Source organism: Paenibacillus sp. FSL R7-0333, from assembly GCF_038000365.1.
Classification (GTDB): Bacteria; Bacillota; Bacilli; order Paenibacillales; family Paenibacillaceae; genus Paenibacillus_AQ; species Paenibacillus_AQ silagei.
This window is the reverse complement of record NZ_JBBOBZ010000001.1, coordinates 6,888,761-6,914,743: the sequence shown is the minus strand read 5'-3', so window position 1 is coordinate 6,914,743 and position 25,983 is coordinate 6,888,761. Positions and strand designations below refer to the sequence as shown.

Here is a 25,983-nt window from a genome sequence, read left to right as displayed (position 1 = left end):
ATTGTCGTTTGGGTCTCTATAGCATGTCATTATTATCGTGTTTGCGCAAGGGAATTCCTAACAAAACCCGCCTGAATCCAAAAACGGATAAACACCATCTGCATAAAAGGGCAGTAAGCATTTATCCGAGTCTTTGGAGAGAAGGGCATGGCCCTGCCCGGCTGGAAGCCGGTGCTATTTTTTGAAGATGCCCAGCGGGGCACCAATCGGCAGGAAGGTACGTCCGAAGTGGGCGTTGAGCACAGATGCGCCGCAGCCGTAGAGCGATACGATACCGATAGCCATTTCCGATACGGCAGCCAGCTTGTGGAAGAATTCCGCAGCGACGCCGAAGGCATCCATCGAGAGTCCGAGGAACAGAAAGTCGATCAGGATGAAAATAATCAGCAGTACACGGTTTGCCTCAACAGCGCCAAGCGTCATGAAGAGGGTGAACACAAGATATCCTGCAAAAACAAATCCCAGCTGCTTGGGGTCCACGCCCTCTGCCAGCACTGCACCGAATACACCGAGCTTGATCAGCCAGCTTGCCCCCATGCCGAACCAGAAGAACGCATAGGCGCCAAAGGCAGTCATGCCGAAGGTATTGTTGTGCTTGGCATCCTGGATGGATGCGAATAGCTGGGCGAAGGCTCCAAGGAAGATGGCCCATGGAATACAGTAGCTGAGACCTGTTGTAATTTCGAGCTTTTGTGAAGAAGCGACCAGGGTAACGATGGCTAGTCCGAATAAGCCGATGGCGCTGGGGTCGGCGGTAACGATTTTGACGGACTGTGCGGTGTGCGGTTGCGCTGACATAACAATGAAAGCCTCCAATTTTCATAAGTGTTCGCATAGGATAACAGCACCCTAAGCCGGGTGCTGTTATCAGCCTGCCTATCATATCATATCGCCAGTAGCTTGCCTATAAAAGAAGTCTCTTAACGGCCGGTGTAATAATTACCCTGCTCCAGAAAAGAATACAGTGCCTGGGCCTGAAGCGGCCTGCTGATATAGTAGCCCTGAAGCTCGTCGCTGCCCAGCTCCCGCAGCATATCGAATTGCTCTCTATGCTCAATGCCTTCCGAGACTACGCGCAGCCCCAGATTATGGCTCAGCTCGATAATCGCCTTGACGAGCATATCGCCCTGGGCCTCCCGTGACATCTCGGAGATGAAGGAGCGGTCAATCTTGATCACATCCACCGGGAAGCGGCGCAGATAGCTGAGGGAGGAGAAGCCGGTGCCAAAATCATCCAGCGAGATCCGGAACCCGTGGGCCCGAAGCTGCTGCAGCGACAGGAAGATGCCGTCCCCGGAGACGAGCACGCTCTCCGTGATCTCCAGCTCCAGGCTGGAGGCGGGCAGCTCATATTCATCGAGCAGCTCTAAGAGCAGCTCCAGCAGGCCCGGCTGCATGAGCTGCAGCGCGGAGATATTCACTGCGGCGGTGAGCTCAAGGCCCCGGCTGCGGAAATCGCGCATATCAGAGCAGACCTGGCGCAGCACCCAGCTGCCGATGCCAACAATGGAGCCGCTGCTCTCTGCCAGCGGGATGAATTCGGCTGGGGAGACGGGGCCATAGGCTGGGCTGTGCCAGCGCAGCAGGGCCTCCACCTTGGATACCTGCAGTTGTCCCGTGTTGAGAATCGGCTGGTAGTGCAGCTCGAACTCGTTCCCGGCGGCAGCGGAGAGGAGCTGCTGGGCTAGTACCTTTTTGCGCCGGATGCCTGCTTCCAGATCCTCTGAATACTGGAAAATGTTATTGCGGCCGGTCTCCTTGACATGGAACATGGCCAGGTCTGCCTGCTTGACCAGATAATCGGCGTCTTCCCCGTTCTGCGGATAAATACTGATGCCGATGCTGGCGGTATTATATAGAAGATGCCCCTTGATCCGATGCGGCATGGAGAGGGCTTCCTGAATCCGGGAGAGCTGCCGGGCAATGCTGCCTTCATCAGGCACATCATAGAGCAGAATGGTGAATTCATCCCCGCCGAGCCGGGAGACCACGTCATGCTTGCCGACAACCTGTGTGATGCGGAAGGCGGTCTCCTTCAGGATGGCATCTCCGAAGTCATGGCCGAGGGTATCGTTCACCGTCTTGAAATGATCCAGATCAATGAAGACCAGCACGATCTGCCGGTCACTTCCCTTGACGGCGGCAATCGCTTCATTCAATTTGTCGAAAAACAGCGAGCGGTTGGGCAGACGGGTCAGCGGGTCCAGCATCGATTGCTGCCGCAGCTCATCCTGGGTCTGCTCCAGTGAATCAATCATCCGGTTGAATTCAACCTCCACTTCACTGAATTCATCCTTGCCTGAGCTGGGAATCCGGATGGAGAGATCCTTGCTGCTGCCGATCATTCGGATGTTGCGTACCAGAGTGGACATCCTTCTCAGAATGAAACGGTTCACGAAGAGGAGGCTGGCACCCAGCATTAGCAGAATGGAGATGAAATAGAACATACGGAAGGTGGAGAGCGACTTGAGCCCGCTGTTGTAGAACTGGCGAGGCTCCTTAAGGGTGAGGACCATCCCGGGATCTTCGAACAGGTCGTCCAGTATGGTGTGGATGGACATCTGCCCGCCCCGGGCGGGGCTGGTCCAGACGCGTTCCCCTCCGCTGTCCGCAAGCAGCGGGGTAGTGAGGCGCGACATCTCCATTGTGGACAGGGTATCCTCCCAGATCTGTGCGATTCCATCCTGGTGCAGCATCCGTCCGGCAATGGCCGTTCCGATGACCGGCTTGTTCTTGCTGCTGTTAAGAATAGGCGTAAGGGTAATTAGCATAGTCCCTTTATCCAGATTAACGAAGCCGCTCCGGCTCTTGCCGGGAGATCCCGGCACAGGCAGACGGCTTCGGATCAGCTTGATTAACGTCAGTTGCTCCTCAGTTAGCGGGGTGACTATTCCTGCCGGAAGGTCGTAGGAGCCGCCGTACAGCGGTTGTCCGTCCAGATCAAGCAGGGCAATCATATCGAAATGATTCATTGGATAAGCAGCCGGTTCAAGGCTGCTGCGGATGAAGGCGGCAGCCGTACTGCCGGAGTCCGCAGAGCCGGTAGCCGCTACGTTCTCTATGAAGCGGTAGGTTTCATCCCGGACGGCAACCTCAAGGAGTCCCGTTCTCAGGTTGTCCAGCTCTTGATGATAAGCTGCGGTAGCCTTGCTCAGGTTGCGCTTCAGCTCTGCCTCGTCCAGCTTCTCGAAGCGGTTCAGCAGAATCACATGAAGCATCAGATAGGTGGCGCCAATGCCGAGGATAGCGACAAAACTAATGAAGATGATTATTTTTTTGCGGAGTTTCATCTGATCCCCTTCATTATTTAAGATTTAATAGGAAATAAGTACCATCGGTTATAGTGTACCACGATTAGGGAATATTTTGCAGCGTAAATCTGCCCGAAGTGTCGAATTTTGATGTATAATAATTTAATGATAATAATTATCAAATAATAATAAAAGGAGATTTTTCTTGGCATGCTGGAGAAGTGGACCCTTTTTAAGAAAGCCTCACGGTTTGGAGTGATCCCCGTTATGCTCATACCGGTTGTCCTGGGAACAGCCGGGGCCTATGTATGGCAGGGAGTGTTCCATCCGTTTTTATTTGTAATAACGTTCATCGGAGCGGCTGCGGCCCATTTATTCTCCAATATGGTGAATGACCTCTGGGATTTCCGCAACGGCACGGATACAGAGGCGCAGCATACACCTGGAGCCATCTCTACGAACTCCGGGTTGCTGTCCGGGGGCGTCATGCGTGAGTCGCTGTTTGCCCTGCTGACCTGGGGGCTGCTGGCCGTTGCGGCCGGGTGTGGCCTGCTGCTCAGCCTGTACAGCGGCTGGGAAATTCTGTGGTTCGTGGCCGGAGGGGCGCTGATCGCCTATTTCTATGTGGCGCCGCCGCTGCGGTTCGGCTACCGGGGCAAGGGCTACAGCGAGCTTGCCATCTTCCTGGCTTTTGGACTCATGCCGGTGCTTGGCGCTTACTTCGTACAGACCGGAGCATTCAGCCTGAAGCCGGTGCTGTTATCGTTGCCGAGCGGCCTGCTCACAACCCTGCTGCTGTTCAATCATCACTTTCTGCACTGGAGAGCCGACCGGCAGGCCGGCAAACGCACACTGGTCGTGGTATGGGGGGAGCGCAGGGCGCTGATCTTCTCGCAGGTACTGCTCTACATCTCCTATGCTTCACTGATTGTATGTGTGCTGCTTCATATCTTGCCGGTATACGCGCTGCTCGCTCTGCTGACAGCCATTGCCCCGATACGGATCTACCGCAGCCTCCAGCCGGAGAATCCTTCTGAAGCCTATCTGCCGCTTATGGGTGCCTCACAGCGCGCATCGGTACGCTGCGGGGCGGTCATGACAGCAGCCCTGCTGATCCAGGGGCTATTTTAAAATATATATCATTGACTACTACACTATAGAAAGCGGGAGAATTCATGGACAAGCATCTGCCAGCGAACGAAGGTATGCCTGCAACACAGGGCAAGCAAACGGTAATTGGGGATTTCCATACCATTCTGGAGGAAGGGAAGGTCTGGCAGACGGGCGGCTTTAAGCTGCCGGACGGCTCGTTCTGGGCGTATCGTGAGCCGGAAGCAGTGGTGATTGTGCGTAATGAGTATCTGTATGTGCGGGCTCAGCTGAGCCGCCGACATGATCAGGTGCAGATTCTGGATAATGCCAAGCATATGTACTATTCGGCCCAGCCGGTAGAGATTCCGGAGGAAGGCGAAATCCGCTTCGAGCTCCAGATCCGCGCCCGCACACAGGGCACTGCACCAGGGGATCTGTATGACGGCTATGTGTCGCTGAATCTGCTGGACTTCACCACAGGCGCTGCGCTTGATTTCTTCGCCGGCAACGACAAATACGCCAGTGTGTACGGCATCCTTCCGTTCCCCGGGGTAACCGTACCCGAGACGGGAGGGACCAAATACTTCTGTATTTTCAAGGAGGATACGGACTTCAAGCCGCGCGAATTCAACACGTACACCATCACCTACCACCGGGGCAACAATGAGGCTGCCTTCTATGTGAATGGGAATGAGGTGCGGCGCGAGCGGAATGTGCCCGTGAAATTCAACAGCTTCACCATCGCGCTGGGCATTATGACGGAGAAGGACCTGACCCCGGAAGGCAGCGTGTCGGCGCACGGACAGACGGTTATCGCTGAATGGTCGCCGGTTACCATTACAACCACTGCACAGTAACGTGCTCATATGACTGATAAGGATGAATGGCCGTGAATATAAGAACTTTCTTCAAGTTTGTCGAGCTGCCGACGAAGGTGGCCAGTATGCTCCCGCTGCTGCTGGGAACGCTGTATGCCCTGTACCGGTTCGAGGATTTCTATATCCTGCGCTTCGTGCTGATGCTGGTGTCCCTCTTAAGCTTTGATATGGCGACAACAGCGATCAACAACTATTATGATTACAAAAAGGCCGCCAAAACCCATGGCTACGGGTATGAGACCCATAATCCGATTGTCCGCTTCAAGCTGAAGGAGTCTACGGTGGTGGCGCTGATCGTCATTCTCCTTGTGCTGGCGGCAGGCGGGGGCATTGCCCTGGTGTTCCAGACCGGACTGCTGGTATTCCTGCTCGGGGGACTCTCCTTCCTGATCGGCATCCTGTACTCCTTCGGACCGATCCCCATCTCGCGGATGCCGCTCGGCGAGCTGTTCTCCGGGCTGTTCATGGGGTTCGTCATTATTTTCATCTCGGCTTATATTCATTCGGATCAGGCAGTGGTCACTCTGCTGCTGAAGGGCGAATGGATCAGCCTGCATATCAATTTCCTTGAGGTGCTGTATCTGTTCTGGTTCTCCGTCCCGGCCATTCTGGGCATTGCGGGAATTATGCTGGCGAACAATATCTGCGATATCGAGGATGATATCGAGAACCGCAGATACACGCTGCCGGTGTACATCGGACGGGAGAATGCGCTGCTGCTGTGGAAGCTGCTCTATTATGTGTCTTTTGCCGATCTGATTGTGCTGGTGCTGCTCGGGGTCCATCCGGTCCTGGTCCTGCTGCTCCTGCTGACCCTGATTCCGCTGCGCCGCAATATTGCACGCTTCTATCAGGAGCAGCATAAAGGCACGACCTTCATTCTGGCGGTGAAGAATTTCGTGCTGATGAGTGCGGCAAGAATCCTTGTGCTGGGTATAGCTGTTATATGGGTCACACTAAGATAAGGAAGGTGATAACGATGGCAGAGAAGCTTCGCTGGGGAATTATGGGCTGTGCGCAGATCGCTACAGGCTCGGTAATGCCGGCTATCCAGGAGTCTGAGACCGGGGTGATCCGGGCGGTGGCCAGCCGCGGACTCACGAAGAGCAGCAGCGTAGCCGCCGAATTCGGCATTGAGCAGGCTTACGGCAGCTATGAAGAGCTGCTTGCCGATCCGGAGGTGGATGCCGTCTACATTCCGCTTCCCAATCATCTCCACTGTGAATGGGTGATCCGCGCGGCGGAAGCGGGTAAGCATATCCTATGCGAGAAGCCGATTGCGCTCAACAGCCGTGAAGCGGCCGAGATGGTAGAGGCCTGCCGGAAGGCGGGCGTTCACCTGGCGGAGGCTTACATGTACCGGCATCATCCGCGCATCAATGAGCTGCAGGTGATTATCGCCAGCGGCGAGATCGGCGCGGTACGTACCATCCGCGGCACGTTCACCTACAACGATGCTACGGATACCTCCAACATCCGCTTCAACGCTGCCTGGGGAGGCGGCTCGCTCTATGATGTCGGCTGCTATCCGCTCACGGCCGCGCGGCTGCTGTTCGGTACAGAGCCGGAGGCGGTAACCGTGCACGCGCTGTTCTCGCCGGAGCATGACAATGTAGATATGATGGCCTCCGGGCTGGTGGAGTTTCCCGGCGGGAAGAGCCTGATCTTCGACTGCGGGATGTGGGCGTACAACCGCCAGCTCCTGGAGGTGCTCGGTACGCAGGGGCGGATCGAGATTCCGATGCCGTTCAATGCGAGATTCGATGATGCGGAGTTCTTCGTATACGGCGGCGGAGAGCCCCGGCGTGTCGAAGCCGTCGGAGCCAATCCTTACGTCCAGCAGGCCGACCATTTCGCTACGGCAGTCTTCAGCGGCAAGCCCTGGATTGCGGAGGAGGACCCGCTGCTGAATATGAGGCTGATCGAGAGCTGCCTTACATCAGCCCGGAGGCGTGAGCGGATCAGCTTGACGTAATCATTTGTTCATTATACAAACAACGCCAAAAAGCAGCGATTCTTCCAGTCACGGAGGAATCGCTGCTTTTTGGCGTCCTTATGCTTTTATAGAGGGAGCTTGCTTAGATTGGGTTCAGGAGGAGCTCATCATCCTCTTTATCCCCACGGTTGAAGGCTTCGCGGTCGAATTCGCCCTCTGAGTTCGCCACCAGCAGGGCTGTTACGGTAGTCCCGGTAGCATTAACTGCGGTGCGGCCCATATCGATAAGGGCTTCCACCCCAGCAACGATGGCTATACCCTCAAGCGGCAAGCCGAGCGCTGTCAATACAACGGTGGTAGAGATTACAGCCGGTCCAGGCACTCCCGCTACCCCAATAGAGGAGATGATGCTGACCAGCACCAGCGTGATATAGTCAGTCCCGGTAAGCTGAATCCCGTAGACCTGAGCGGTGAACACAGCCACAATGGCCGGCCATACGCCGCCGCAGCCATTGAAGTTGACGGATGCGCCGAGCGGAGCCACGAAGCTGGCAATGCGCGGGGAGACATGCAGCCGTTTCGTGATGACCTCCAGATTGATCGGCAAGGTGGCGTAGCTGCTTCTGGTGGTGAAGGCCACGGTCAGCATCGGATAGATTTTGCGGAAGAAGCGGATAGGGTTCACCTTGGCAACGAGCAGTACCAGCCCGCCGAAGATCAGGACAAAGTGCAGAATCAGTGCGGCGTAAGAGGTAAGGATGACACCTCCCAGCTCCTGAAGGGTATCCCAGCCGTAGCGTGCCGTAATTCCGGCAATCAATGCGAACACGCCGTAAGGCGTCAGGCGGATGACGAATTTTACAACCTGGTGCAGCACTGTCGTCAAGGATTCAATAAGATCGCGGACAGGCTTCACAGCCTCCGGCTTTTTGGAGCCGACCTTAAAATGGCCACTGCCAGGAAGATGGCAAAAATCAGCAGAGGCACCACCTTGCCGGTAGCCGCTTCATTCACGGGATTGGAAGGGACAAGGTCGAGGATCACCTGTGAGAAGGTGGGAATTTCACGGGCGGTGAAGTCCTCGGGAACGGTCTGCTGGATGCCTTTGCCCGGGTTGAACAGCAGAGCTACAGACAGACCGATGATGGAGGCAACACCGGTGGTGCCGAGGAACCAGGCGAAGGTTTTAATTCCGATTTTGCGCAGGTATTCAAGGTTAGTTAAGGAAGAGATACTGTTCAATACCAGAATGAACACCAGCGGCACAACAAGCATACGGATCAGACTGACATAGATGCTGCCGAAGGTGCTGATGGCCTTGGTCTCCAACGTGAAATATTGAAAAAATATTCCTGCAATCAGTCCGATGCCCAGCCCTGCCAGAACACGGGTGCCGAAGCCGATTCTCTTGCGGGCCAGGAAATAAAGGATACCGAATACGATAATAGAGACCACAAAGCCATGCCAATTCGTCTCAATGGCGGTTAATAGATTGTTGTCGATATTATTCATGCTGCTCTAAAACCTCCTAATAATAGTTTTTTGGTCGGAATTATGGGTTTAATGTATATGGTAATTTTATGAATGTCAATGTATGAATATGTTAATTTCCGTTTCCGGGTTGATGCAGAAATCAGGCTGCAATAAATCACAGGAATCAAGTGCTAAAATTTGCTAGAATAGGGTTAATGGTACTTTCTGTTGCTTGAAGGAAGAGTGTGCTTACCGAAGGGAGAGAGACGTCAATGGGCTTAACGGAAGAGCCGGTGATTTCAATTGAGGGCTTGTGGATGAATTATAGTGACCGGATGGTGCTGCGGGGGATTGATCTGAAGGTATACCGCGGGCAGATTATCGGATATATCGGACCCAATGGGGCCGGTAAAAGCACGACGGTCAAGATTATGCTCGGTCTGGTGGAGGGTTACAACGGGACCATACGGATTTTTGGCAGGGATATCTCGGACGGGGATACGGCTTACAAAAAAAGAATCGGTTACGTGCCTGAGGTAGCAGAGCTGTATGACAGCCTGACAGCGCGGGAGTATTTGACCTTCACCGGTGAGCTCTACGGACTGAAGCAGGCGGATGCCGATGACAAGGCGCGGAAGCTGATGGGGCTGCTGGGAATGGAGAAGGCCTATGATATGCGGATTGCCTCCTACTCCAAGGGGATGAAGCAGAAGGTGCTGCTGATTGCCAGCATGCTGCATGACCCGGATATTCTGTTCCTGGATGAGCCGCTCAGCGGGCTGGATGCCAATAGTGTCATGGTGGTCAAGGAGATCTTCGCCACGCTTGCCGCCAGGGGCAAGACCATCTTTTATTCCTCGCATATTATGGATGTGGTCGAGAGAATCAGCAGCCGGATCATCCTGCTGGACGGAGGCGATATTGTAGCGGACGGAACCTTCACGCAGCTGCGGGAGCAGAGCCGGGAGGGGTCGCTGGAGGAGATTTTCAATCAGCTGACCGGGTTCGATCAATACAGGGATATTGCAAGCGAGTTCGTGGCTGTGATAGGCGAGGGTGCGGGGCATGAATGAATTCCTGATTCTGAAGCTGCTTGACCGGATACAGTGGATCTTTAAGGGCCTGGGAGCCGATTATGCGCTCATGCGCCGCATTCTTCAGGTCAAGCTGATGATGGATGGCAGACGGACACCTACCCTGTTCTCCGGGTCGCACAATTCCAAGCTGGAGATGGAGGGCTCGCCCTTCAGAGTCCAGTGGCTCTATCTGCTGCTGGGGCTGATGCTGATCGCTATGGTCGCGCCCAGAGATCATCATATGCTGATGATGAGTCTGCTGTTCAGTATAGTGATGTTCCTGATCACCACGACGCTGATCTCCGACTTCTCGACGGTGATGCTGGATTTGCGCGACAAGAACATCCTCTTCTCCAAGCCGGTGGACCGCCGTACACTGAACATGGCCAAGAGCTTACATATTCTGATCTATCTGCTGACCTTAACGCTGACTTTCACCGGACCTTCGCTGTTATTCTCTTTATTCCGGCACGGGCCGGGCTTCTTCTTCGTGTACGCAGCTGAGATTCTGCTGATGGACGGCTTCATTCTGGTGTTCACTGCGCTAATCTATCTGCTGATCCTGAGGTTCTTTGACGGGGAAAAGCTCAAGGACATCATCAACTACGTTCAGATTATCCTGTCTGTGGGGGTAACTGTCGGCGCGCAGCTGGTTAGCCGGATGTTCAATCTATCGGAGCTGGGGTTGGATTTCACTCCCGCCTGGTGGCATTTTCTGCTGGCTCCGGTCTGGTTCGGGGCGCCGTTCGAGCTGCTGGGCGGCGGAACAGGAAGCCGGTCCGTGGTTATTCTGACAGCGCTCTCTGTGGTGGTGCCTGCCGTGATGTTCGCCGCCTACATCCGGCTGATGCCGGTATTTGAACGCAGCCTTCAGAAGCTGGCTGAGCATGGCGCAGAGGGCCGGGATAGCGGGCGGCTTGCCCGTGTGCTGTCGGAGACTGTGTGCCGGAACAAAGCGGAGGCCATGTTCTTCCGCTTCACCTGGTCGATGATGAAGAATGAACGCGAGTTCAAGCTCCGGGTATATCCGACCATCGGCTTCTCGCTGATCTTTCCCTTTATCTTCATCTTCAATCAGGTGTGGAGCGGCGATCTGGCCGGGATCAGAAGCTCCAAGTCCTTCCTGTTTATCTATTACAGCGCGCTGCTGCTGATGACAGTCGTGCAGATGGTTCGTTACTCGGCCAGCTATAAGGGGGCATGGATCTATCAGGTGATTCCTTTGCCGGGCAAGGGGCTGGTCTACCGGGGAATGCTGAAGGCAGCGGTCGTGAAGCTGCTGGTGCCGCTCTTTCTGCTGGAGGCGGCAGTGTTCACCGCTCTCTTGGGCTCCTGGATTATTGCAGATATGGCAGTCGTCCTGCTGGCTCTGCTGCTGTATGCCGTGATTTGCTTCCTTACGTTCCCGAAGGCGCTCCCGTTCTCGGAGAAGTACGAGGCGGCGCAGCGGAAGGAATTCACCGGCAGTGCTTTTGTACAATTGTTCATTCTTGGGGGGCTGGCCGGAGTGCACTATGTCTTCACCCTGATTCCTGCAGGAATATACATCTACATGGTAATTCTGGTAGCTGCAAATGCCTGGATCTGGCGCAGGGCCTTCCTGCCGGACACCTCCCGGGACAACGGATTTCCAACCCTTCGCGCAGGCGGCTGAGGACAAATATGGACAATTTTTGCCGGCGTTCAAAAAAGGGTCCAAGTTCCATTATTTACTTAGACAGCCCGGTAATTACAAGGTAAAATACAGCTAAAGTTAGTTTTCAGAGAATACCTGCAATCATTATATACTCTTCCATTTATCCGCTATCCGTATATTGATTTATAACTTAAGATAGACCCTGAAACGACGCTGATACTATAACCAGTGAAGAGGTCAACTATGGATCAAATGGGAATCCACTATAATATCTGGATCGTTTTACTATCCTATACGCTAGCTGCCGCAGCAGCGTACTCCGCGCTTAATCTGATTTCACAGGTTTCCCATTCCGCGGGCCGGGTCAGACGTCTCTGGCTGCTCTCAGGTGCCTGTGTCCTTGGCGGCGGGATCTGGGCCATGCATTTTGTCGGCATTATGGCCAGCCGCCTGCCGTTCAAGGTCAGCTACCATCCGGTGATGGCTGCCGTGTCCCTGCTTATTATTATGTCCTCCTGCTATGCAACCCTTCAGCTGGTTACGGCTCCCCGCCAGAGAAGCTGGCGGCTTCTTGCGGGCGCCGGTATACTCGGCAGCGGCATCTCGTTCATGCATTATGCCGGAATGTCCTCGATGGAGATGGAGGCCAAGATTCATTACAGGGCAATGGATCAGGCTGTATCGGTACTGATTGCCCTTGCTGCTTCCTACATCGGAGTTCTAATGTTCCGCAGATTCAAGGATCATACAGGCTTCAACCGCTGGAAGCTGTATTCGGCTCTATTCATCGCCCTGGCGGTTACCGGTATGCATTATACGAGTCTGAGAGCAAGCGACCTGCATAGTTACAGCTGGCAGGCGCCCGCCCCGATGCTGATGGAGACCGATGTGGTTCTGCTGACAGGGATTTCACTGGTTACCCTGTTCGTGCTGGCAGTCTCCGGCGGGACTGTTTTTCTGGACAGGGATGTATTGGAGCGCATGGCCTATCATGACCCGCTCACCGAGCTGCCGAACCGGCATGGTCTGGAGCGCTACTTCAAGGATGATTTCTTCGGCGGGATCTCCGGCGCCGTGTTTTTTGTTGACCTGGACCGCTTCAAATCGATTAATGATACGCTGGGCCATGATATTGGAGACTTGCTGCTGTGTGAAGTGTCTGCCAGGCTGACCTGCTGTGTGGGCGGGAAGGGGAAGGTGTTCCGGCTTGGCGGGGATGAATTCCTGATTGCGCTGCCGGATTGCACCGCCGTGGCGGCGGAGGAGGTAGCACAGCATATCCTTCAGGAGCTCAAGAAGTCTTACAGCATTGAAGGTAACGAATTGTACGTAACTGCGAGTGTGGGAATCAGCATGACTCCGGCGCACGGCACCGACCGTTCGGCGCTAATGAAGGCAGCCGATACGGCGCTATATACCTCCAAGGATTCGGGCAAGAATAAATTCAGTGTGTTCGATCTGGAGATGAACCGTCATCAGGTCCGGCGGATGTCACTGGAGAAGGATCTGCGCAAGGCACTGGCCCGCTCGGAATTCATGGTGGTCTACCAGCCCAAATGGGATTCGCTGCTGAATGTCACCGTGGGGCTTGAAGCGCTGCTGCGCTGGAGACATCCGGAGCATGGCGTCATCTCTCCGGGAGAGTTCATTCCGATCGCCGAGGAGACCGGCCTGATTGTCCCTATTACATACTGGATGCTGCATGAGGTGTGCGGACAGAATATGCTCTGGCATCAGGCGAAGGTTGCTAGTGTAGCGGTCTCGATTAATATGTCGGCACGGATGTTTGAAGGCGGAAGCCTGTATGAGGTAGTGGAAGAGGCGTTGTCGCGTTCGGGCCTTGCGCCGCATTTCCTTGAACTGGAGATTACCGAGTCGATTGCGATGAACAATATGGAAGAGACGGTTGCCCAGCTCTCCAAGCTGCGGGATCTCGGTGTGCGGGTGTCCCTGGATGATTTCGGAACCGGTTTCTCTTCGCTTGGCAATCTGGATGAGATTCCAGTGAATACCCTGAAGATTGATCAGGTCTTCATCCGCAAGAGCAAGATGCATTCCAAGAAAGCGATCATCAGCAACATCATTGCCATTGCCAGCAATCTGAACATGGAGGTTGTGGCTGAGGGCGTGGAGACTACGGAGCAGATTGAACTGCTGCAATCGCTGGGCTGCAGCGTGATGCAGGGCTACTACTACGGCCGTCCGATGCCGGTTAACGAATTAGGCCAATGGTTCATTGAGAATACGGCATAATGCTCCTGGTTGCTCTTGCACCAAAAGGCTGTCCTGGATGTGGAGGGTTATTCCACATCAGGGCAGCCTTTTTCATAAATATAATATATAAAGCTCCGGTCTAGATTTTGAAATTCTCGACCAATACCTGCAGCTTCTCTGCCAGGGAGGAGAGGAATGCGGCGGAGGATTCGACCTCCTGCATGGCGGCAAGCTGCTCTTGAGACGAGGCGGACAAGGTCTCGGCGCCCTCGGCCGTCTGATTGGAGACCGCTACGATCTTCTGGATCGAAGCGACAAGTCCGTCAGAGAGCAGGGCCAGTTCACGCACGGTGGCTGAGATCTGCTGGCTATGTGCAGACATATCGGAGACGGACGACTCAATCTCGGAGAAGGAATGGCCGGCCGCTATAATCATTTCTTTGCCGTGATGCATTTCTTCCGTAGAGTGCCTCATCGTCTCTCCGGCCTTGTCCATCTGCTGGACAATCAGACTAACCAGCTCACCGATCTGGCGGGCAGATCCGGCAGATCGCTCGGCCAGCTTGCGTACTGAGCCTGCCACAACAGCGAAGCCGCGGCCCTCTTCTCCGGCCCGTGCGGCTTCAATTGCCGCATTGAGGGATAACAGATTCGTCTCCTCGGCAATACTGGCAATGGTGCCGACAATATTCTCAATCTCTTTGGAATGGCTGCCCAGCGTCTCAATAATGCCGGAGAGATCCGAGATGCTCGCACCTACAATGGCCATCTGGGAGGTGGTCGAGTCCATAGATTCCCGGCCTGTCCGGGCCTTCTGGGAGTTGATGGCTGCCTGGTTCATTGCGCTGTCCGCATTGCCTGCAATTTCAGTAATGAAATGCGACATATCCTGTACGGCCTTGAAGCTGCCCTCCAGATTCTGCAGCTGGGTATGCGCCCCGTCGGCGAGATCCAGGGTGACATTAACACTGTGCTCTCCGGCGCGGTTGGTCTCCTGGGCGCTGGCGGACAGCTCCTGGGAAGAGGAGGCAACCAGCATGGACGTATCATTGACCTGTGTAATCAGGTTGCGCAGATTCAGAGTCATCGCATTGAAGTCGCGGGCAAGCTCGCCGATCTCGTCCTTGGCTGTGAAGAGCAGCGGTTCCCGGGTCAGATCGCCTTGGGCTACCGTGTTCACGGATGCGGACAGCTTGGTAAGAGGGCTGACCATCCGGCGGATCAGCAGATAAGCGGCGAGAATCGCAATAATCAGAATGGAGCTGCCGATCAGGAAGGGCTGGGTGATGATATCCATGGTCCGGGATTGAATTAAGGGGCCGTCGAAGTTAATCGCCATTAATGCAATGATGGGTTTGGTAGGGTCATGGTCCTGATAGATGGGGCCGTAGCCGGTTTTGAGGGAGGTGCCCTGATATGTATACACCTTCGAGTAGGCGGAGTGCTTCATCGTGGTAATCATTTCTTTATCTTCATCTGCGAAGTAGAAGGGGTCTCCAGCTTTGTAGCCGCGTTGTTTGAAGTTCTTGTCAGCGGCCAGCACCTTGCCATCCAGTGATAGAATGAAGGCTTCTTTGAAAATAGGCTTGTGATCACTGATCCATCCGATGCGGTCTTCGATCGCAGTCAGCTTGCTGGTATCGCCGGCAGCCAGAGCGGTTATGTCGGCAGGATCGATAAGACCGGTAGTGATATTGGCGCAGCCTACCAATTCAATGCCGGCAGCTTCATCGATCTGCTTGTAAGCCGCATGATAACCGAAGAAGCCTATGGATGAACCAACCAGCAGCAATACGATCAGCATCATCCATGTTAATTTTGTTGCCAATTTCATAACAAATATCACCAGCCCTGACTCTAAAAGATTAAGTGAATTATGGGGTTCACTGCTACGATTATAGCGCATGCGCTGCGGTTTGAGCATACGTCAAAAAAAAGAATTTTTGTGTCGGAAAATGATGGATTATGTATAAAAAATCATTGAAAATAGACGCTTAATCCTATCTTAAATTCAAAAAATATTGTATGCCGGACCGGTATAATGGTACGCTTGAAGCAGAACAAACGGACTGGGAGCTGAAGGAATGTCGCAAGAAATCAATCCTTTGATCGAACGTGTGGGATTATCCATGTGGAAGGTTCAGCGCAGAATCATGTCGCAGATGTCATTTCATAAGGAATTGGGCTTGACTGTGCCGCAATTCGGGCTGCTGCATATGATCTTTCAGGAGCAGCAGGCACGGGTGATTCAGCTGGCGGACAAGATGGAGGTGAAGTCCAGTGCAGTCACCGTCATGCTGGACCGGCTGGAGCTGCTGGAGCTGATCGCCCGCGTGACGGACGAGAATGACCGCAGAGCGGTAATCGTCACGATTACCGGCAAGGGACAAGAGGTGCTGGAAGAAGCACAGCGCCGGTCACTGCTGCTGCTGGAAGAGCATTTGGCCATTCTGGAGCCGGCAGAGCTGGAGAACTTCGCGGATTATTATCTCATGCTGGAGAATCAGGAGCGTTAACATAAGCATCACAAAGAGGCAGCGCTTCTCCCGTTACGGGGAGGCGCTGCCTCTTGTCTTGTCTAGTCTGGCTATTCTGCGGCAGGTTCTTTGTCCGGCAGTTGCGTGACGTAGCTGTCAGACAGCTGGCGCAGCCGCAGAGCGCGGTTGTATTCATCCTCGTTGCCGGCCGGAGCATTACCTCCGGTCGCCAGCGGATATTGGGTATTATCCTCGAAGCTGTTGCCCGGAATCAGCAGGGCAGAGCTGGAAATGAAGGAGCCGGTAGGCAGGTAATACCGCTGCGGCAGCAGATTGTAGGACTGGCTGAGCAAATCCTGGCCGAAATGAATGTTGTGATCCATGGATACCCCCAGCAGGCTGGCAGCTGTAGGCATAATATCGACTTCTCCGCCGACCTGCGCAAGCTTCTGCGGAGCAATTCCTTCGCCATGGATAAGCAGCGGGATGTTGAGCATATTGGCGTAGCTGTAATCATAGCCGTAGATTTCCTTCATTAACTGCTTGTCGTCATGATCCAGCGAATAGATCGGCAGTCCCATATGATCGCCGTAGACCATAACCAGACTGTTCTCCCATAATCCGCTGGCCTTCAGTTCATCTACAAACTGTCCGAAGGCATAGTCCGCATAGTTCTGGGACCGGACATAATCGCCGACAAAGGTTCCTTCATACCGCTCAGGAAGCTTCATCTTGTGCTTTTCTTCAGGAATAGTGAACGGGTGATGCGCCGACATGGAGATGACCTGGGCATAGAACGGCTGGCCCGCATCGCTCATTTCCTTCAGCTTCTCCGAGGATTTGCGGTAGAGCACCTCATCGGAAGCGCCGAAGAAGAAGGCATCCTCGTCACCAAAGAACTGGTGATCGTAATATTTCTGCCAGCCGAGGGCTTTGTATAGCTCGCCCCGGTTCCAGAATTCCACTACATTGGTGTGAAACGTGGCCGTCTGATAGCCGTTGTCTCCCAGCAGACGGGGGAGACTTGGCAGCTGCTTGTCGATATAAGACATGGTAGCTGCGCCCTGCGGAGGGATATAGAAGGACGAATTGACTACGAATTCCGCATCGGAGGTGTTGCCCTGGCCGACCATCTGATAGAAGTTCGTGAAGTACAGGCTCTCCTCCATCAGGCGGTTCAGGTTAGGGGTAACCTCCTGGCCGTCTATCTTGAGACCCATCAGGAAGCTCTGGAAGGACTCCAGCTGGATGATAATCAGATTCTTGCCCTTGGCGGCACCGGCATATGCCGAGACTGCTGAAGGGTCGATGCCCTTGAGCTGGTTAATTGTGCTCTGTGTGATTTCACTGGCCTGGACCAGCTCGGTTTTATCTTTGGCAAAGATCGTGTATGCTTCATAATTAAGGATGCCCATTTCCTGGGCCTTCTTGATCTCATTCATGCTCGCCTTATTCGGAAGAATATTGAACAGGCAGAGTCCGAGCGAGACCGCGAACAGTACGACATGCAGCGTCCGGCCGCTGCGCCGGTTGATCTGGTCTTTTTTATAATTGCGTCCGTTCTTATTAATGAAGAAGTAGAAGCCCAGCACGATAATATCGGTGAAGATCAGCAGATAATAAGGGTCCATCAATGAGAACACGCTGTTCTTGACGGCAGTGACCTGGTTCACCTGCTCGGCGGCATGGTAAGTGACAATGACCCCGTAATATTTGAAGTACATAATGGCGGCAAAAAAGATCGCGGTAACCAGCAGATTGACCGTCATGTAATAGCCGAGCTTCCGTCTGGAAGCAAAGCGCTCAATCAGGAAAAATAGGGCCCAGACAAAGGGCAGCTCCGTCAATACGGATTTCCAGAATTGCAAATCATCAAAGATTACACCCCAGGCCAGCAGGCTTTTGAACAGAAAAAGAATGGAAAAGAACACAAATGGCTTAAGGAGCCAGCGTTTCACAGTTTGGGATGACACAGCTTCGCCTTCTTTCTGAAGAATGAACAGGTTTCCCGGGTGATAGGAAACAGCAGCATGAGGACATAAGAATACCATTATCAATAGAACTTATTATGCAGTGCCAGGGAAGGAATGTCAAAAATCAGAAGCGGCCGTATACTCCCTGGAGCGCGCGTAAACTACGGCTAGAACGAACCCGGCACAGGCCACTCCCTCAGGCGGGGGAATATCGGCGTTAAACGAAGAATATGAGCCTTACGCAGCGGAAGCTGGCGGAAATTATTGGAGGTGGGGACGGATGGAGCATACAGAAATCACACTGTCCGTGAGGGCGCTTGTGGAATTTGCCTACAGCAGCGGCAGTCTGGAGCCGGGCTTCCGCAGCGGAGCCGCCATGGCGGAGGGGACGCGCAGCCATCAGCTGATCCAGAAGCAATATAAGGAAGGGGACCGCAAGGAGGTCTATTTGAAGACCGGAATTGCTTACGGAGAGCTGCTGTTCCAGATTGACGGGCGCTGCGACGGCCTGCTTACGGCAGAGGATGGAAGCCTGACAGTGGAGGAGATCAAGTCCATGGCCGGAATCCCGGATCCTGCGCTTGAAGGGAAGGAGGTACACTGGGCCCAGGCTTATATGTACGCTTACATGCTGGCAACGGATCTTGAGCTTCCCTACATTCAGGTGAAGCTCACCTATGTGCAGCGGGGAAGCGAGGCACAGTATAGTCTCTACCGGGAGATGTCCCGTGAAGCGCTGACGGCCTTTGCGCTTGAGACAGTAAGCAGGTATGCACCGTATGCCGAAATGATGGTCCGTTACAAGGCGAAGAGAGGGGAGAGCATCACGAACCTATCTTTTCCGTTCTCGGCTTACCGGCCCGGCCAGCGCCATTTCGCAGCCGCAGTCTACACCTCCATTGCTGAGGGGGCGAACCTCTTCGCCCAGGCACCGACTGGCATCGGCAAAACCATGTCCACCCTGTTCCCGGCGGTCAAAGCGCTGGGCGAAGGTAAGGCGGCCGGTATCTTCTATCTGACCGCCAAGACCGTTACACGGATCGCGGCGCAGGAGGCAGCCACGATGCTGAACCGCCGGGGGCTGCATCTGCATGTCATTGCGCTGACGGCGAAGGAGAAGGCCTGCTTCCGGGAGGAAGGCATCTGCGGCACGGATTCCTGCGCGTATGCGGAGGGCTATTATGACCGGATCAACGGCGCGTTGATTGATATGCTGGAGCATGAGACACTGATGACCCGGGAGACGATCGCCGGCTATGCCCATAAGCATCAGGTCTGCCCGTTTGAGTTCTCGCTGGATGCCGCCTATGCCTGCGATGTTGTTATCTGCGATTACAATTATATCTACGACCCGCGCATTAGCCTGAAGCGCATGTCTGAGGAGCGTAAGAAGAACACCGTGCTGCTGGTGGATGAAGCGCATAATCTGGTGGACCGGGGCCGGGAGATGTATTCTGCTTCGCTTACCAAGGCACCCTTCCTGGCGCTCAGCCGGACCTACAAGGCGGCGAATCCCCGGCTCGGCACTGCCGCCAAAGCGGTGAACGCCTTCTTCATTGCCCTGCGTAAGATCTGCGGTGATAAGGGTGCGGGAGAGTGGGCGGCCTATCCGGAGGAGCTGCCGGAGCTGCTGGAGAACTTCGCAGCCGAAGCGGAGCTGGAGCTGCTGAATTCCTCTTCCCTGGTAGGCTCTGTGCAGGCGGAGGAGGACGGGGCGGATAGCCTGCTGGATACCTATTACGCAGTACAGGGGATGCTTCGCACCTTCAAAACCTACGATGAACGCTACATTACCTATGCCGAGGTGCGCAGCGGAGATGTGTATCTGAAGCTGTTCAATCTCGATCCGTCGCATTTGCTGCAGCAAATGGGCAAGAGCTTTCGCAGCCAGATTCTGTTCTCTGCGACCCTCTCGCCGCTCTCGTACTACAGGGACATGATCGGTGCAGGCGAGGAGGACTACAGTCTGAGCCTGGCCTCACCTTTTCACAAAGAGCAGTGGCAGGTGTCTGTCCTGCCGGTATCCACTCGGTTTCATGACCGGGAGGCTTCCTTGCAGCCGCTGAGTAATGCTCTTAGAGGCATGGTCTCGAAGAAGGGCAACTACTTGGTCTTCTTTCCCTCTTATCTGTACTTGAGGAATGTCTATGAGGTGTTCACTGAGAAGTACCCTGAAGTCCCTACGCTGCTGCAGGGCAGCGGGATGAGCGAGCCGGAGCGGGAGAGCTTCCTGGCGGCCTTCCGCCCGGATAACCCGGAGCCGCTGCTTGGCTTTGCCGTGCTGGGCGGTATTTTCTCCGAAGGGGTGGATCTGCCCGGCGACCGGTTAAACGGGGTAATGGTGGTGGGGGTTGGACTCCCGCAGGTGGGTCTGGAGCGCAATCTGCTCCGGAGCTATTTCCAGTCACAGGGCAAGAACGGCTTCGATTATGCTTATATCTACCCTGGCATGTGCAAGGTGCAGCAGGCTGGAGGACGGCTGATCCGCAGTGAGAGCGACAGCGGGGTCATTGTGCTTGCAGACGACCGCTTCATGCAGCCTTCCTACCGGCAGCTGCTTCCAGAGGAGTGGCGGGACTACTCTGTTATGACCTAAGCGGGTATAATCTACTGAAAAGGCATTCACCAGACAACTCAGGAGGTAAAGACATGACGCTTAATATCGGACTTGTTGGAACAGGCTGGTTCTCCAAGGTACATGCGGATTTGCTGGCTGGCATGGAGGATGTGTCGCTGAAGGCGGTCTGCGGCAGCAGCAAGCTTAAGGGAGAAGAGATGGCCCGCCCTTACGGGGCCGAAGGCTACGGGGGGATTACCGAGATGCTGGACAGCCACAAGCTGGATGCCGTCTACATCTGCGTGCCGCCACAGTCGCACGGGGCGATTGAGCGGGCGCTGATCCGCAGGGATATCCCCTTTTTCATCGAGAAGCCGCTAGGCTCAAGTACGGCCATTCCGGCCAGTCTGCTGGAGGATATCAAGCAGCATCAGCTGCTGACCTCGGTAGGCTATCATTTCCGCTATCAGGAGAATATCCAGCGGCTGAAGCAGACGCTTGCCGGAGACAAGGTAGGGATGATTACCGGAGAATGGATGGGCGGAATGCCCGGCGTGGCGTGGTGGCGCAATCAGGAGCAGTCCGGCGGGCAATTCACGGAGCAGACGACGCATATTGTTGACTTGCTGCGTTATCTGGCCGGTGAGGTGACAGAGGTCTACGGCATGTTCGGCAACCGGATTATGCATGAGAAGCATGAAGGGGTGACCGTAGCCGATGTGGGCACCGTGTCGCTGAAGCTTGCGAGCGGCATTATCGCCAGTATCTCCAATACCTGTGTGCTGCCCGGTGAGGTGAACAAGGCCGGAATCAGCTTCTATAATGACAACGGCATGCTTGACTGGAATCCGGAGCGTCTGCTCGAAGTCCGCAGCGGGGACAGCAAGGAATACAAGAATTCGGGCAATCCTTACGCGGTAGAGAGCGAGGCCTTCCTGTACGCTGTCCGCACCGGAGACCGCTCCCGTATTCTCAGCGATTATGAGGACGGGTACAAGACGCTGAAGGTAACCTGCGCCGCGTATGAATCCGCCCAGAGCGGATTGCCGGTGAAGCTGTAGGACTCTGTCCTAGGGTCAGGGAGCTGCTTAATGAATGAACACTGCAATCAGTGCGGGTGCCAGCCCAATGGAGAACAGCGCCGCCAGAATCATCGAGATACTGGAGATGGTGCCGGTCAGCGAGCTAAGCTCGAAGGCCTTGGAGGTGCCGGTGCCATGCGCTGCAGTGCCCAGCGAGACCCCGCGTGCCACTTCATTCTCAATGTGGAAGAGGCGCAGCACCGAGGGACCCATCATCGTTCCAAGCACACCCGTGAGAATGACGAAGACTGCGGTGATGCTGGGAACTCCGCCGATGCTCTGTGAGATGCTCATGGCAATCGGCGTAGTTACCGAACGGGGGACCAGGCTGGTGGCGAGATCTCCGCTCAGGTGCATTAATTTGGCCAGCAGCATGGACGACAGTACAGCCGTTACCGTTCCTGACAGCACGCCTGCCGCAATTTCGGCGGCGTGTTTTTTGAGTAGCTTGAAGTTCTTGTGCAGCGGAATCGCAAAGGCGATTGTCGCCGGCTGAAGCAGGTCTGACAGCCATTTGCCGCCTGCATTGTAGGATTCATAGGAGCTGCCTGTGATTAGCAGGAAGCCGATGATTACCAGCGGGGTGATGATCAGCGGAGAGGCGTACATTTTGCCGCTGGCCGCATAAATCCGTTTGGTTACAAGGTATACCGCAATGGTAAGTCCAAGGAATAATAGTCCGGTCATCATGAGCTTCTACGCTCCTTTACTTTATAGATCATCCCTGTCAGCAGACCCGAGCTGGCCATGACAGCAAAGGTGCCCACGAGCACAACAGCCAGTACCTGCAGGCCGAAGGATTCCAGCAGCTTCGAGTAGTTCATGACCCCGATAGCCGATGGAATGAAGAACAGCAGCAGCTCAGCCAGCAGCCAAGAAGCTCCTGCCTCTACCCAGTTCAGCCGGATCACGCCGGATTCGAGCAGCAGGAATAATAGAATCATCCCGATAATGCTTCCGGGAAGCGGAATATGCAGTAGTGAGGTTAATCCGTTAACGAGCAGGGAGAACACGGTTAGTCCGGCCACCTGCAGTAAGCCTAAGGCAATCTTTTTCATCATGATTACCTCCTTTCATCTCTTACTGAAATTTTACATCTAATTCTTTCATAGGTACAATGAATGGATTGAATAGCTCGCATTCTAATTGTCTATGCATGGAGGTTACCTAATGGATATCAGACAGCTGGAGTATTTCGTGCAGGCCGCCAGGCTGAACAGCTTCTCCAGAGCCGCAGAATCGCTGTATATCACCCAGCCGACCATCAGTAAGATGGTCCGCAATCTGGAGACGGAGCTGGGGGCCGACCTGTTCTACCGCGAGGGCCGGAGCATCCGTCTGACGGATGCGGGAGAGCTGCTGCTCGTCAAGGCGCAAAACATTGTAGAGTCCTTTGCCAGCCTCTCCTCCGAGCTGGACAGCCTGCGCAATCTGAAGCAGGGGCATATCCGTATCGGACTTCCGCCCATGGTTGGAGCCAGCTTCTTCCCGGCGGTCATCGGGGAATTCCACCGGAAGTATCCCGAGGTGACGATCCGGCTGCATGAGGACGGGGCGAAGAAAGTGGAGGATGACGTAGAGTCCGGCCTGCTCGATATCGGGGCGATTGTACTGCCGGTGGACCCGGCCAGATTCCACTGCTTCACCTTTGTGGAGGAGAAGCTGGAATTGCTGGTTCCCGCAGGCCACCGTCTGGACGGAGCGCAGCAGGTGCCGCTGAGAGAGCTGGCCGAGGAGGAGTTCGTCCTGTTCCGGGAGGACTTCGCCCTCCATGACCGGATTATCTCGGAATGTGTCAAAGCTGGCTTTCAGCCCAAGGTGGTCTATGAAAGCTCCCAGTGGGATCTGATCAGCCGGATGGTCGCCGCCGGAATGGGCATTGCGCTGCTGCCGGAGACCATCTGCCGGGATATTGACCGTTCGCGGATTGCGGTGATTCCCCTGACCGAGCCGGTGATTCCCTGGCAGCTGGGCATGATCTGGCGCAAGGACCGCTATCTGTCCTTTGCTGCCAGGGAGTGGATTGCTTTTGCGATGAATGTACTAGGAGAGCGGTATTCGCGGCCGGAGCCTCCGGAGGATATATAAATAACAGAGCTTATTTATACTTCCGCCGACATTTTTTTCTTTTTTTGCAAATTTTGTTTTTTGGCATCATGATTTATGATAAGGGAGAAGTTGATAGAGAGAAGGTGAGTAACCGTGAACCTTTACCAGAATTCTCCTGATGTTAGCGGCCGGGATTACAGAGAAGATGAGCTCTTCCTTACTATAGAGAATTTAAGAAGCGAGCTGCTGGAGGTGGCCCGGGAACGGAGTCTGAGCGACCATACAGTGCTGGAGCTTAGCCAGCGGCTGGACGGATATATTGTGATGGCTCAGAACCTGATGATGGAGAGCCTGCGCAGCCGCAAGAATGGAGCCGCGCCCTACGGCAAGAATAAGAAGAGCCAGCGGATCAGGAATCAGGCGGCTCTGCAGCAATAATCTATAATACACCCAAGCATCTGACGGTGTTTGTTAATCATGGTCCTACTAATGTGGGGCCATTTTGTTGTGCTTTTCATAGTGTTGTCCTATAATGGCAATTAATAGAAGGATAACCTGAATGATGGATAGGGAGGTGCCGGGTGGAGGCGAAGCTGACTACATTACGTACGGAAATCGAGAAGAATCTGTCCCGCTCGGGCCATAATCTTGCCTCATTTGCCAAAGTCTCCGGCCTGAACCGCGGCAGTCTCAGCGCCATTCTTCACGGCAATCCGCCGAAGCCCATCTCGCTGGGACAGCTCGATGCCGTGATCCGGGCCTTCGGCTTCCCGGAAGGCTGGCTGTATCCGCTGTATGTGGATGAGTGCTTCAGTGAAGAGCGGATCTCCCGCCGCCGTATCGAGCCCTTCCTGGTTAAATGTGCCGAGATGGGCAAGCAGCAATGCATTGAAGAGGTCTTAAGGCGGATTATGGAATATCAGCGGCCGCTGGATATCATCTACAGGGTGGCAGAGAGGCTATTCTGCAGCGGCAAAGTACAGGAGTCCATCGTATTCTACAAGCTGATTGTAGACCATGAACAAGACAGCTATTCCGAGCGTATGGCGATTAGCCAGTACCGTATCTTCATGTCTTTGCAATCCACTCCGGATGTGGATATGGAGCAGAAGCTGCGCGCCGTAATCAGCTTCGAGCCGTATCGTGGGCTGCTTCCCGAGGAGATGCAGCTGGACGGGCTGCTGAAGCTGGCGAAGGTATGCTTCGCGCTGCACCGCTGGAAGGATGTGGAGAAATTCGCTGATGAGCTGAGGGCATTAGCAAGCGGAATCTACCGCGAGGAGCTGCGCCGCAGCAAGGGGAAGAGGGCAGAGGCCTTTCAGGCAGAACGTCCGCTGGTGGTCTATTACGGGCACGGTTATCTGCTGAAGGCCTCGGCGCTTACCAAGCAGGGGGAGTATCAGCAGGCCAAGAAATATACCGCCGGCTATGCGGACCTGGGATGGTTCGAGATGCTGGATGACGAGGGGCGCAGCAGTGTGGACAGCTTCAAGCTGTTTGCCACGGCCAACGGGTTCACGCTGGAGATTCTGATGGGCAATATCTCTGTATTGCCGTCCTATATCGCTTTCTTGTCCGAGCATCCCGGTGAGATTCTGTCCGGCATGGTGATCATTATGGAGTCGGCCAACCGCTTCGGGTTCTCCGCTGATGCGGTGATGTCGCGCTTTTCCCGGGAGATGCTGCGCTTCGAACAATTCCAGGATACGATCAATGTAGACCGGGTGTACCGTCTCTATTATCAGATTGCGATCTACCATATCTCCCGCCAGCAATATGCCAAGGGAATCGACTATATCATTCATTGTCTGCGTCTGACCATTAGGCTGAACAGCGGCAAGGACTTTATTAATTGTGTAACCTTATTTGAACTGAACAGAGACTATGCCTCCGATACCCAGCAGAATGCTTACCGGGAGCTGATCAGGGAGGTGAGAGCGCATGAAGAGATCACTGTTGATGACGGCCAGCGTTTTGGTATTGTTTAGCTTCATTCTTGCGGGTACAGGAACAGAACAGAAGTCCAAGGTAAGAGGCTTTACCGCTGTTGAACACGGAGTGGAATTCTAGAGCAGATTAGAGCAGTTAATTGTATAGCTAAGAGAGACTCCCCGGCCCTCTGTGTCGCGGGAGCGTTTGCGCGTGGTAATGTGAAATAAATTACATAGTAAGAGCGTAATCAGGAATTGACAAATTGCAGGCTCGAAAATATAATTAGGTAGCCTAATTAATACATGGTTTAATTATTTGTAGACCTAACTAAAATGGGGTGGAAGCATTGGGATAAAT

At 54.4% G+C, this 25,983-nt stretch carries 19 protein-coding genes and 1 pseudogene; 13 read left to right on the top strand and 7 right to left on the bottom strand.

What is annotated here, in order from left to right; translation table 11 throughout:
* Positions 1 to 174: 174 nt before the first annotated feature.
* Positions 175 to 798: an acetate uptake transporter gene (locus tag MKY86_RS29655; RefSeq protein WP_036692138.1), complete on the bottom strand. Its 624-nt coding sequence runs from the start codon at positions 796 to 798 to the stop codon at positions 175 to 177.
* A 122-nt stretch (positions 799 to 920) separates the two neighbouring features.
* Positions 921 to 3,290 carry a bifunctional diguanylate cyclase/phosphodiesterase gene (locus MKY86_RS29650; RefSeq protein ID WP_076080966.1) on the bottom strand — a complete coding sequence of 790 codons (2,370 nt, stop codon included), beginning with the start codon at positions 3,288 to 3,290 and terminating at the stop codon, positions 921 to 923.
* Positions 3,291 to 3,461: 171 nt separating this feature from the next.
* Here MKY86_RS29650 and MKY86_RS29645 point away from each other — a divergent pair, with 171 nt between their 5' ends.
* Genes MKY86_RS29645 through MKY86_RS29630 form a run of 4 tightly spaced genes read left to right on the top strand, consistent with a single transcriptional unit; the run spans position 3,462 to position 7,196 of the window.
* Positions 3,462 to 4,382 (top strand): prenyltransferase, encoded by a 921-nt coding sequence (locus MKY86_RS29645; protein ID WP_340827663.1) that lies wholly within the window; start codon positions 3,462 to 3,464, stop codon positions 4,380 to 4,382.
* 44 nt (positions 4,383 to 4,426) lie between these two features.
* Positions 4,427 to 5,200 (top strand): DUF6081 family protein, encoded by a 774-nt coding sequence (locus MKY86_RS29640; protein ID WP_340827662.1) that lies wholly within the window; start codon positions 4,427 to 4,429, stop codon positions 5,198 to 5,200.
* Between the two features lie 32 nt (positions 5,201 to 5,232).
* Complete coding sequence (locus MKY86_RS29635) at positions 5,233 to 6,186, top strand: 1,4-dihydroxy-2-naphthoate polyprenyltransferase (protein ID WP_076080964.1); 954 nt, start codon at positions 5,233 to 5,235, stop codon at positions 6,184 to 6,186.
* A 14-nt stretch (positions 6,187 to 6,200) separates the two neighbouring features.
* Positions 6,201 to 7,196, top strand: coding sequence for a Gfo/Idh/MocA family protein (locus MKY86_RS29630; RefSeq protein ID WP_076080962.1), 996 nt, complete (start codon positions 6,201 to 6,203; stop codon positions 7,194 to 7,196).
* 103 nt (positions 7,197 to 7,299) lie between these two features.
* On the opposite strand, the pseudogene MKY86_RS29625 reads toward MKY86_RS29630, so the two are convergent.
* A pseudogene (locus MKY86_RS29625) lies at positions 7,300 to 8,669 on the bottom strand (dicarboxylate/amino acid:cation symporter).
* Between the two features lie 233 nt (positions 8,670 to 8,902).
* Between MKY86_RS29625 and MKY86_RS29620 the strand changes: the two are divergent.
* The 3 genes from MKY86_RS29620 (at position 8,903) to MKY86_RS29610 (ending at position 13,595) form a co-directional block, all read left to right on the top strand.
* Complete coding sequence (locus tag MKY86_RS29620; protein ID WP_076080960.1) at positions 8,903 to 9,703, top strand: ABC transporter ATP-binding protein; 801 nt, start codon at positions 8,903 to 8,905, stop codon at positions 9,701 to 9,703.
* The gene (locus MKY86_RS29615; protein ID WP_076080957.1) at positions 9,696 to 11,360 is read left to right on the top strand and encodes a hypothetical protein; all 1,665 of its coding nucleotides are present in this window, start codon (positions 9,696 to 9,698) and stop codon (positions 11,358 to 11,360) included. The genes MKY86_RS29620 and MKY86_RS29615 overlap by 8 nt, the downstream gene beginning before the upstream one ends.
* A 225-nt stretch (positions 11,361 to 11,585) precedes the next feature.
* On the top strand, positions 11,586 to 13,595 hold the full coding sequence (locus MKY86_RS29610) for a putative bifunctional diguanylate cyclase/phosphodiesterase (protein ID WP_036728233.1): 2,010 nt from the start codon (positions 11,586 to 11,588) through the stop codon (positions 13,593 to 13,595).
* A 100-nt stretch (positions 13,596 to 13,695) separates the two neighbouring features.
* Here MKY86_RS29610 and MKY86_RS29605 read toward each other — a convergent pair whose 3' ends face one another.
* Positions 13,696 to 15,390, bottom strand: coding sequence for a methyl-accepting chemotaxis protein (locus MKY86_RS29605; protein WP_076080954.1), 1,695 nt, complete (start codon positions 15,388 to 15,390; stop codon positions 13,696 to 13,698).
* Between the two features lie 250 nt (positions 15,391 to 15,640).
* Here MKY86_RS29605 and MKY86_RS29600 point away from each other — a divergent pair, with 250 nt between their 5' ends.
* Positions 15,641 to 16,072 (top strand): MarR family winged helix-turn-helix transcriptional regulator, encoded by a 432-nt coding sequence (locus tag MKY86_RS29600; protein WP_076080951.1) that lies wholly within the window; start codon positions 15,641 to 15,643, stop codon positions 16,070 to 16,072.
* A gap of 71 nt (positions 16,073 to 16,143) precedes the next feature.
* Here the strand turns inward: MKY86_RS29600 and MKY86_RS29595 are convergent, their stop codons facing one another.
* On the bottom strand, positions 16,144 to 18,006 hold the full coding sequence (locus MKY86_RS29595) for an LTA synthase family protein (RefSeq protein ID WP_076080999.1): 1,863 nt from the start codon (positions 18,004 to 18,006) through the stop codon (positions 16,144 to 16,146).
* 280 nt (positions 18,007 to 18,286) lie between these two features.
* Between MKY86_RS29595 and MKY86_RS29590 the strand changes: the two genes are divergently transcribed.
* Together MKY86_RS29590 and MKY86_RS29585 are read left to right on the top strand one after the other, a co-directional pair.
* Entirely contained in the window at positions 18,287 to 20,602 is a 2,316-nt protein-coding gene (locus MKY86_RS29590; protein WP_076080949.1) for an ATP-dependent DNA helicase, read from the top strand.
* A 53-nt stretch (positions 20,603 to 20,655) separates the two neighbouring features.
* A complete protein-coding gene (locus MKY86_RS29585; RefSeq protein WP_076080946.1) occupies positions 20,656 to 21,624 on the top strand; it encodes a Gfo/Idh/MocA family protein in 969 nt (322 codons plus the stop codon).
* 27 nt (positions 21,625 to 21,651) lie between these two features.
* Here MKY86_RS29585 and MKY86_RS29580 read toward each other — a convergent pair whose 3' ends face one another.
* Entirely contained in the window at positions 21,652 to 22,332 is a 681-nt protein-coding gene (locus tag MKY86_RS29580; protein ID WP_076080997.1) for a CidB/LrgB family autolysis modulator, read from the bottom strand.
* Positions 22,332 to 22,703 (bottom strand): CidA/LrgA family protein, encoded by a 372-nt coding sequence (locus MKY86_RS29575; RefSeq protein ID WP_036728241.1) that lies wholly within the window; start codon positions 22,701 to 22,703, stop codon positions 22,332 to 22,334. Before MKY86_RS29575 ends, MKY86_RS29580 begins: the two co-directional genes overlap by 1 nt.
* Positions 22,704 to 22,815: 112 nt before the next feature.
* On the opposite strand from MKY86_RS29575, the gene cidR reads away from it, so the two are divergent.
* The 3 genes from cidR (at position 22,816) to MKY86_RS29560 (ending at position 25,682) form a co-directional block, all read left to right on the top strand.
* The gene (cidR, locus tag MKY86_RS29570; protein WP_076080944.1) at positions 22,816 to 23,733 is read left to right on the top strand and encodes a cidABC operon transcriptional activator CidR; all 918 of its coding nucleotides are present in this window, start codon (positions 22,816 to 22,818) and stop codon (positions 23,731 to 23,733) included.
* 114 nt (positions 23,734 to 23,847) lie between these two features.
* Positions 23,848 to 24,132 (top strand): aspartyl-phosphate phosphatase Spo0E family protein, encoded by a 285-nt coding sequence (locus tag MKY86_RS29565; protein ID WP_076080942.1) that lies wholly within the window; start codon positions 23,848 to 23,850, stop codon positions 24,130 to 24,132.
* Between the two features lie 143 nt (positions 24,133 to 24,275).
* Positions 24,276 to 25,682: a DNA-binding protein gene (locus MKY86_RS29560; RefSeq protein ID WP_076080940.1), complete on the top strand. Its 1,407-nt coding sequence runs from the start codon at positions 24,276 to 24,278 to the stop codon at positions 25,680 to 25,682.
* Positions 25,683 to 25,983 lie beyond the last annotated feature (301 nt).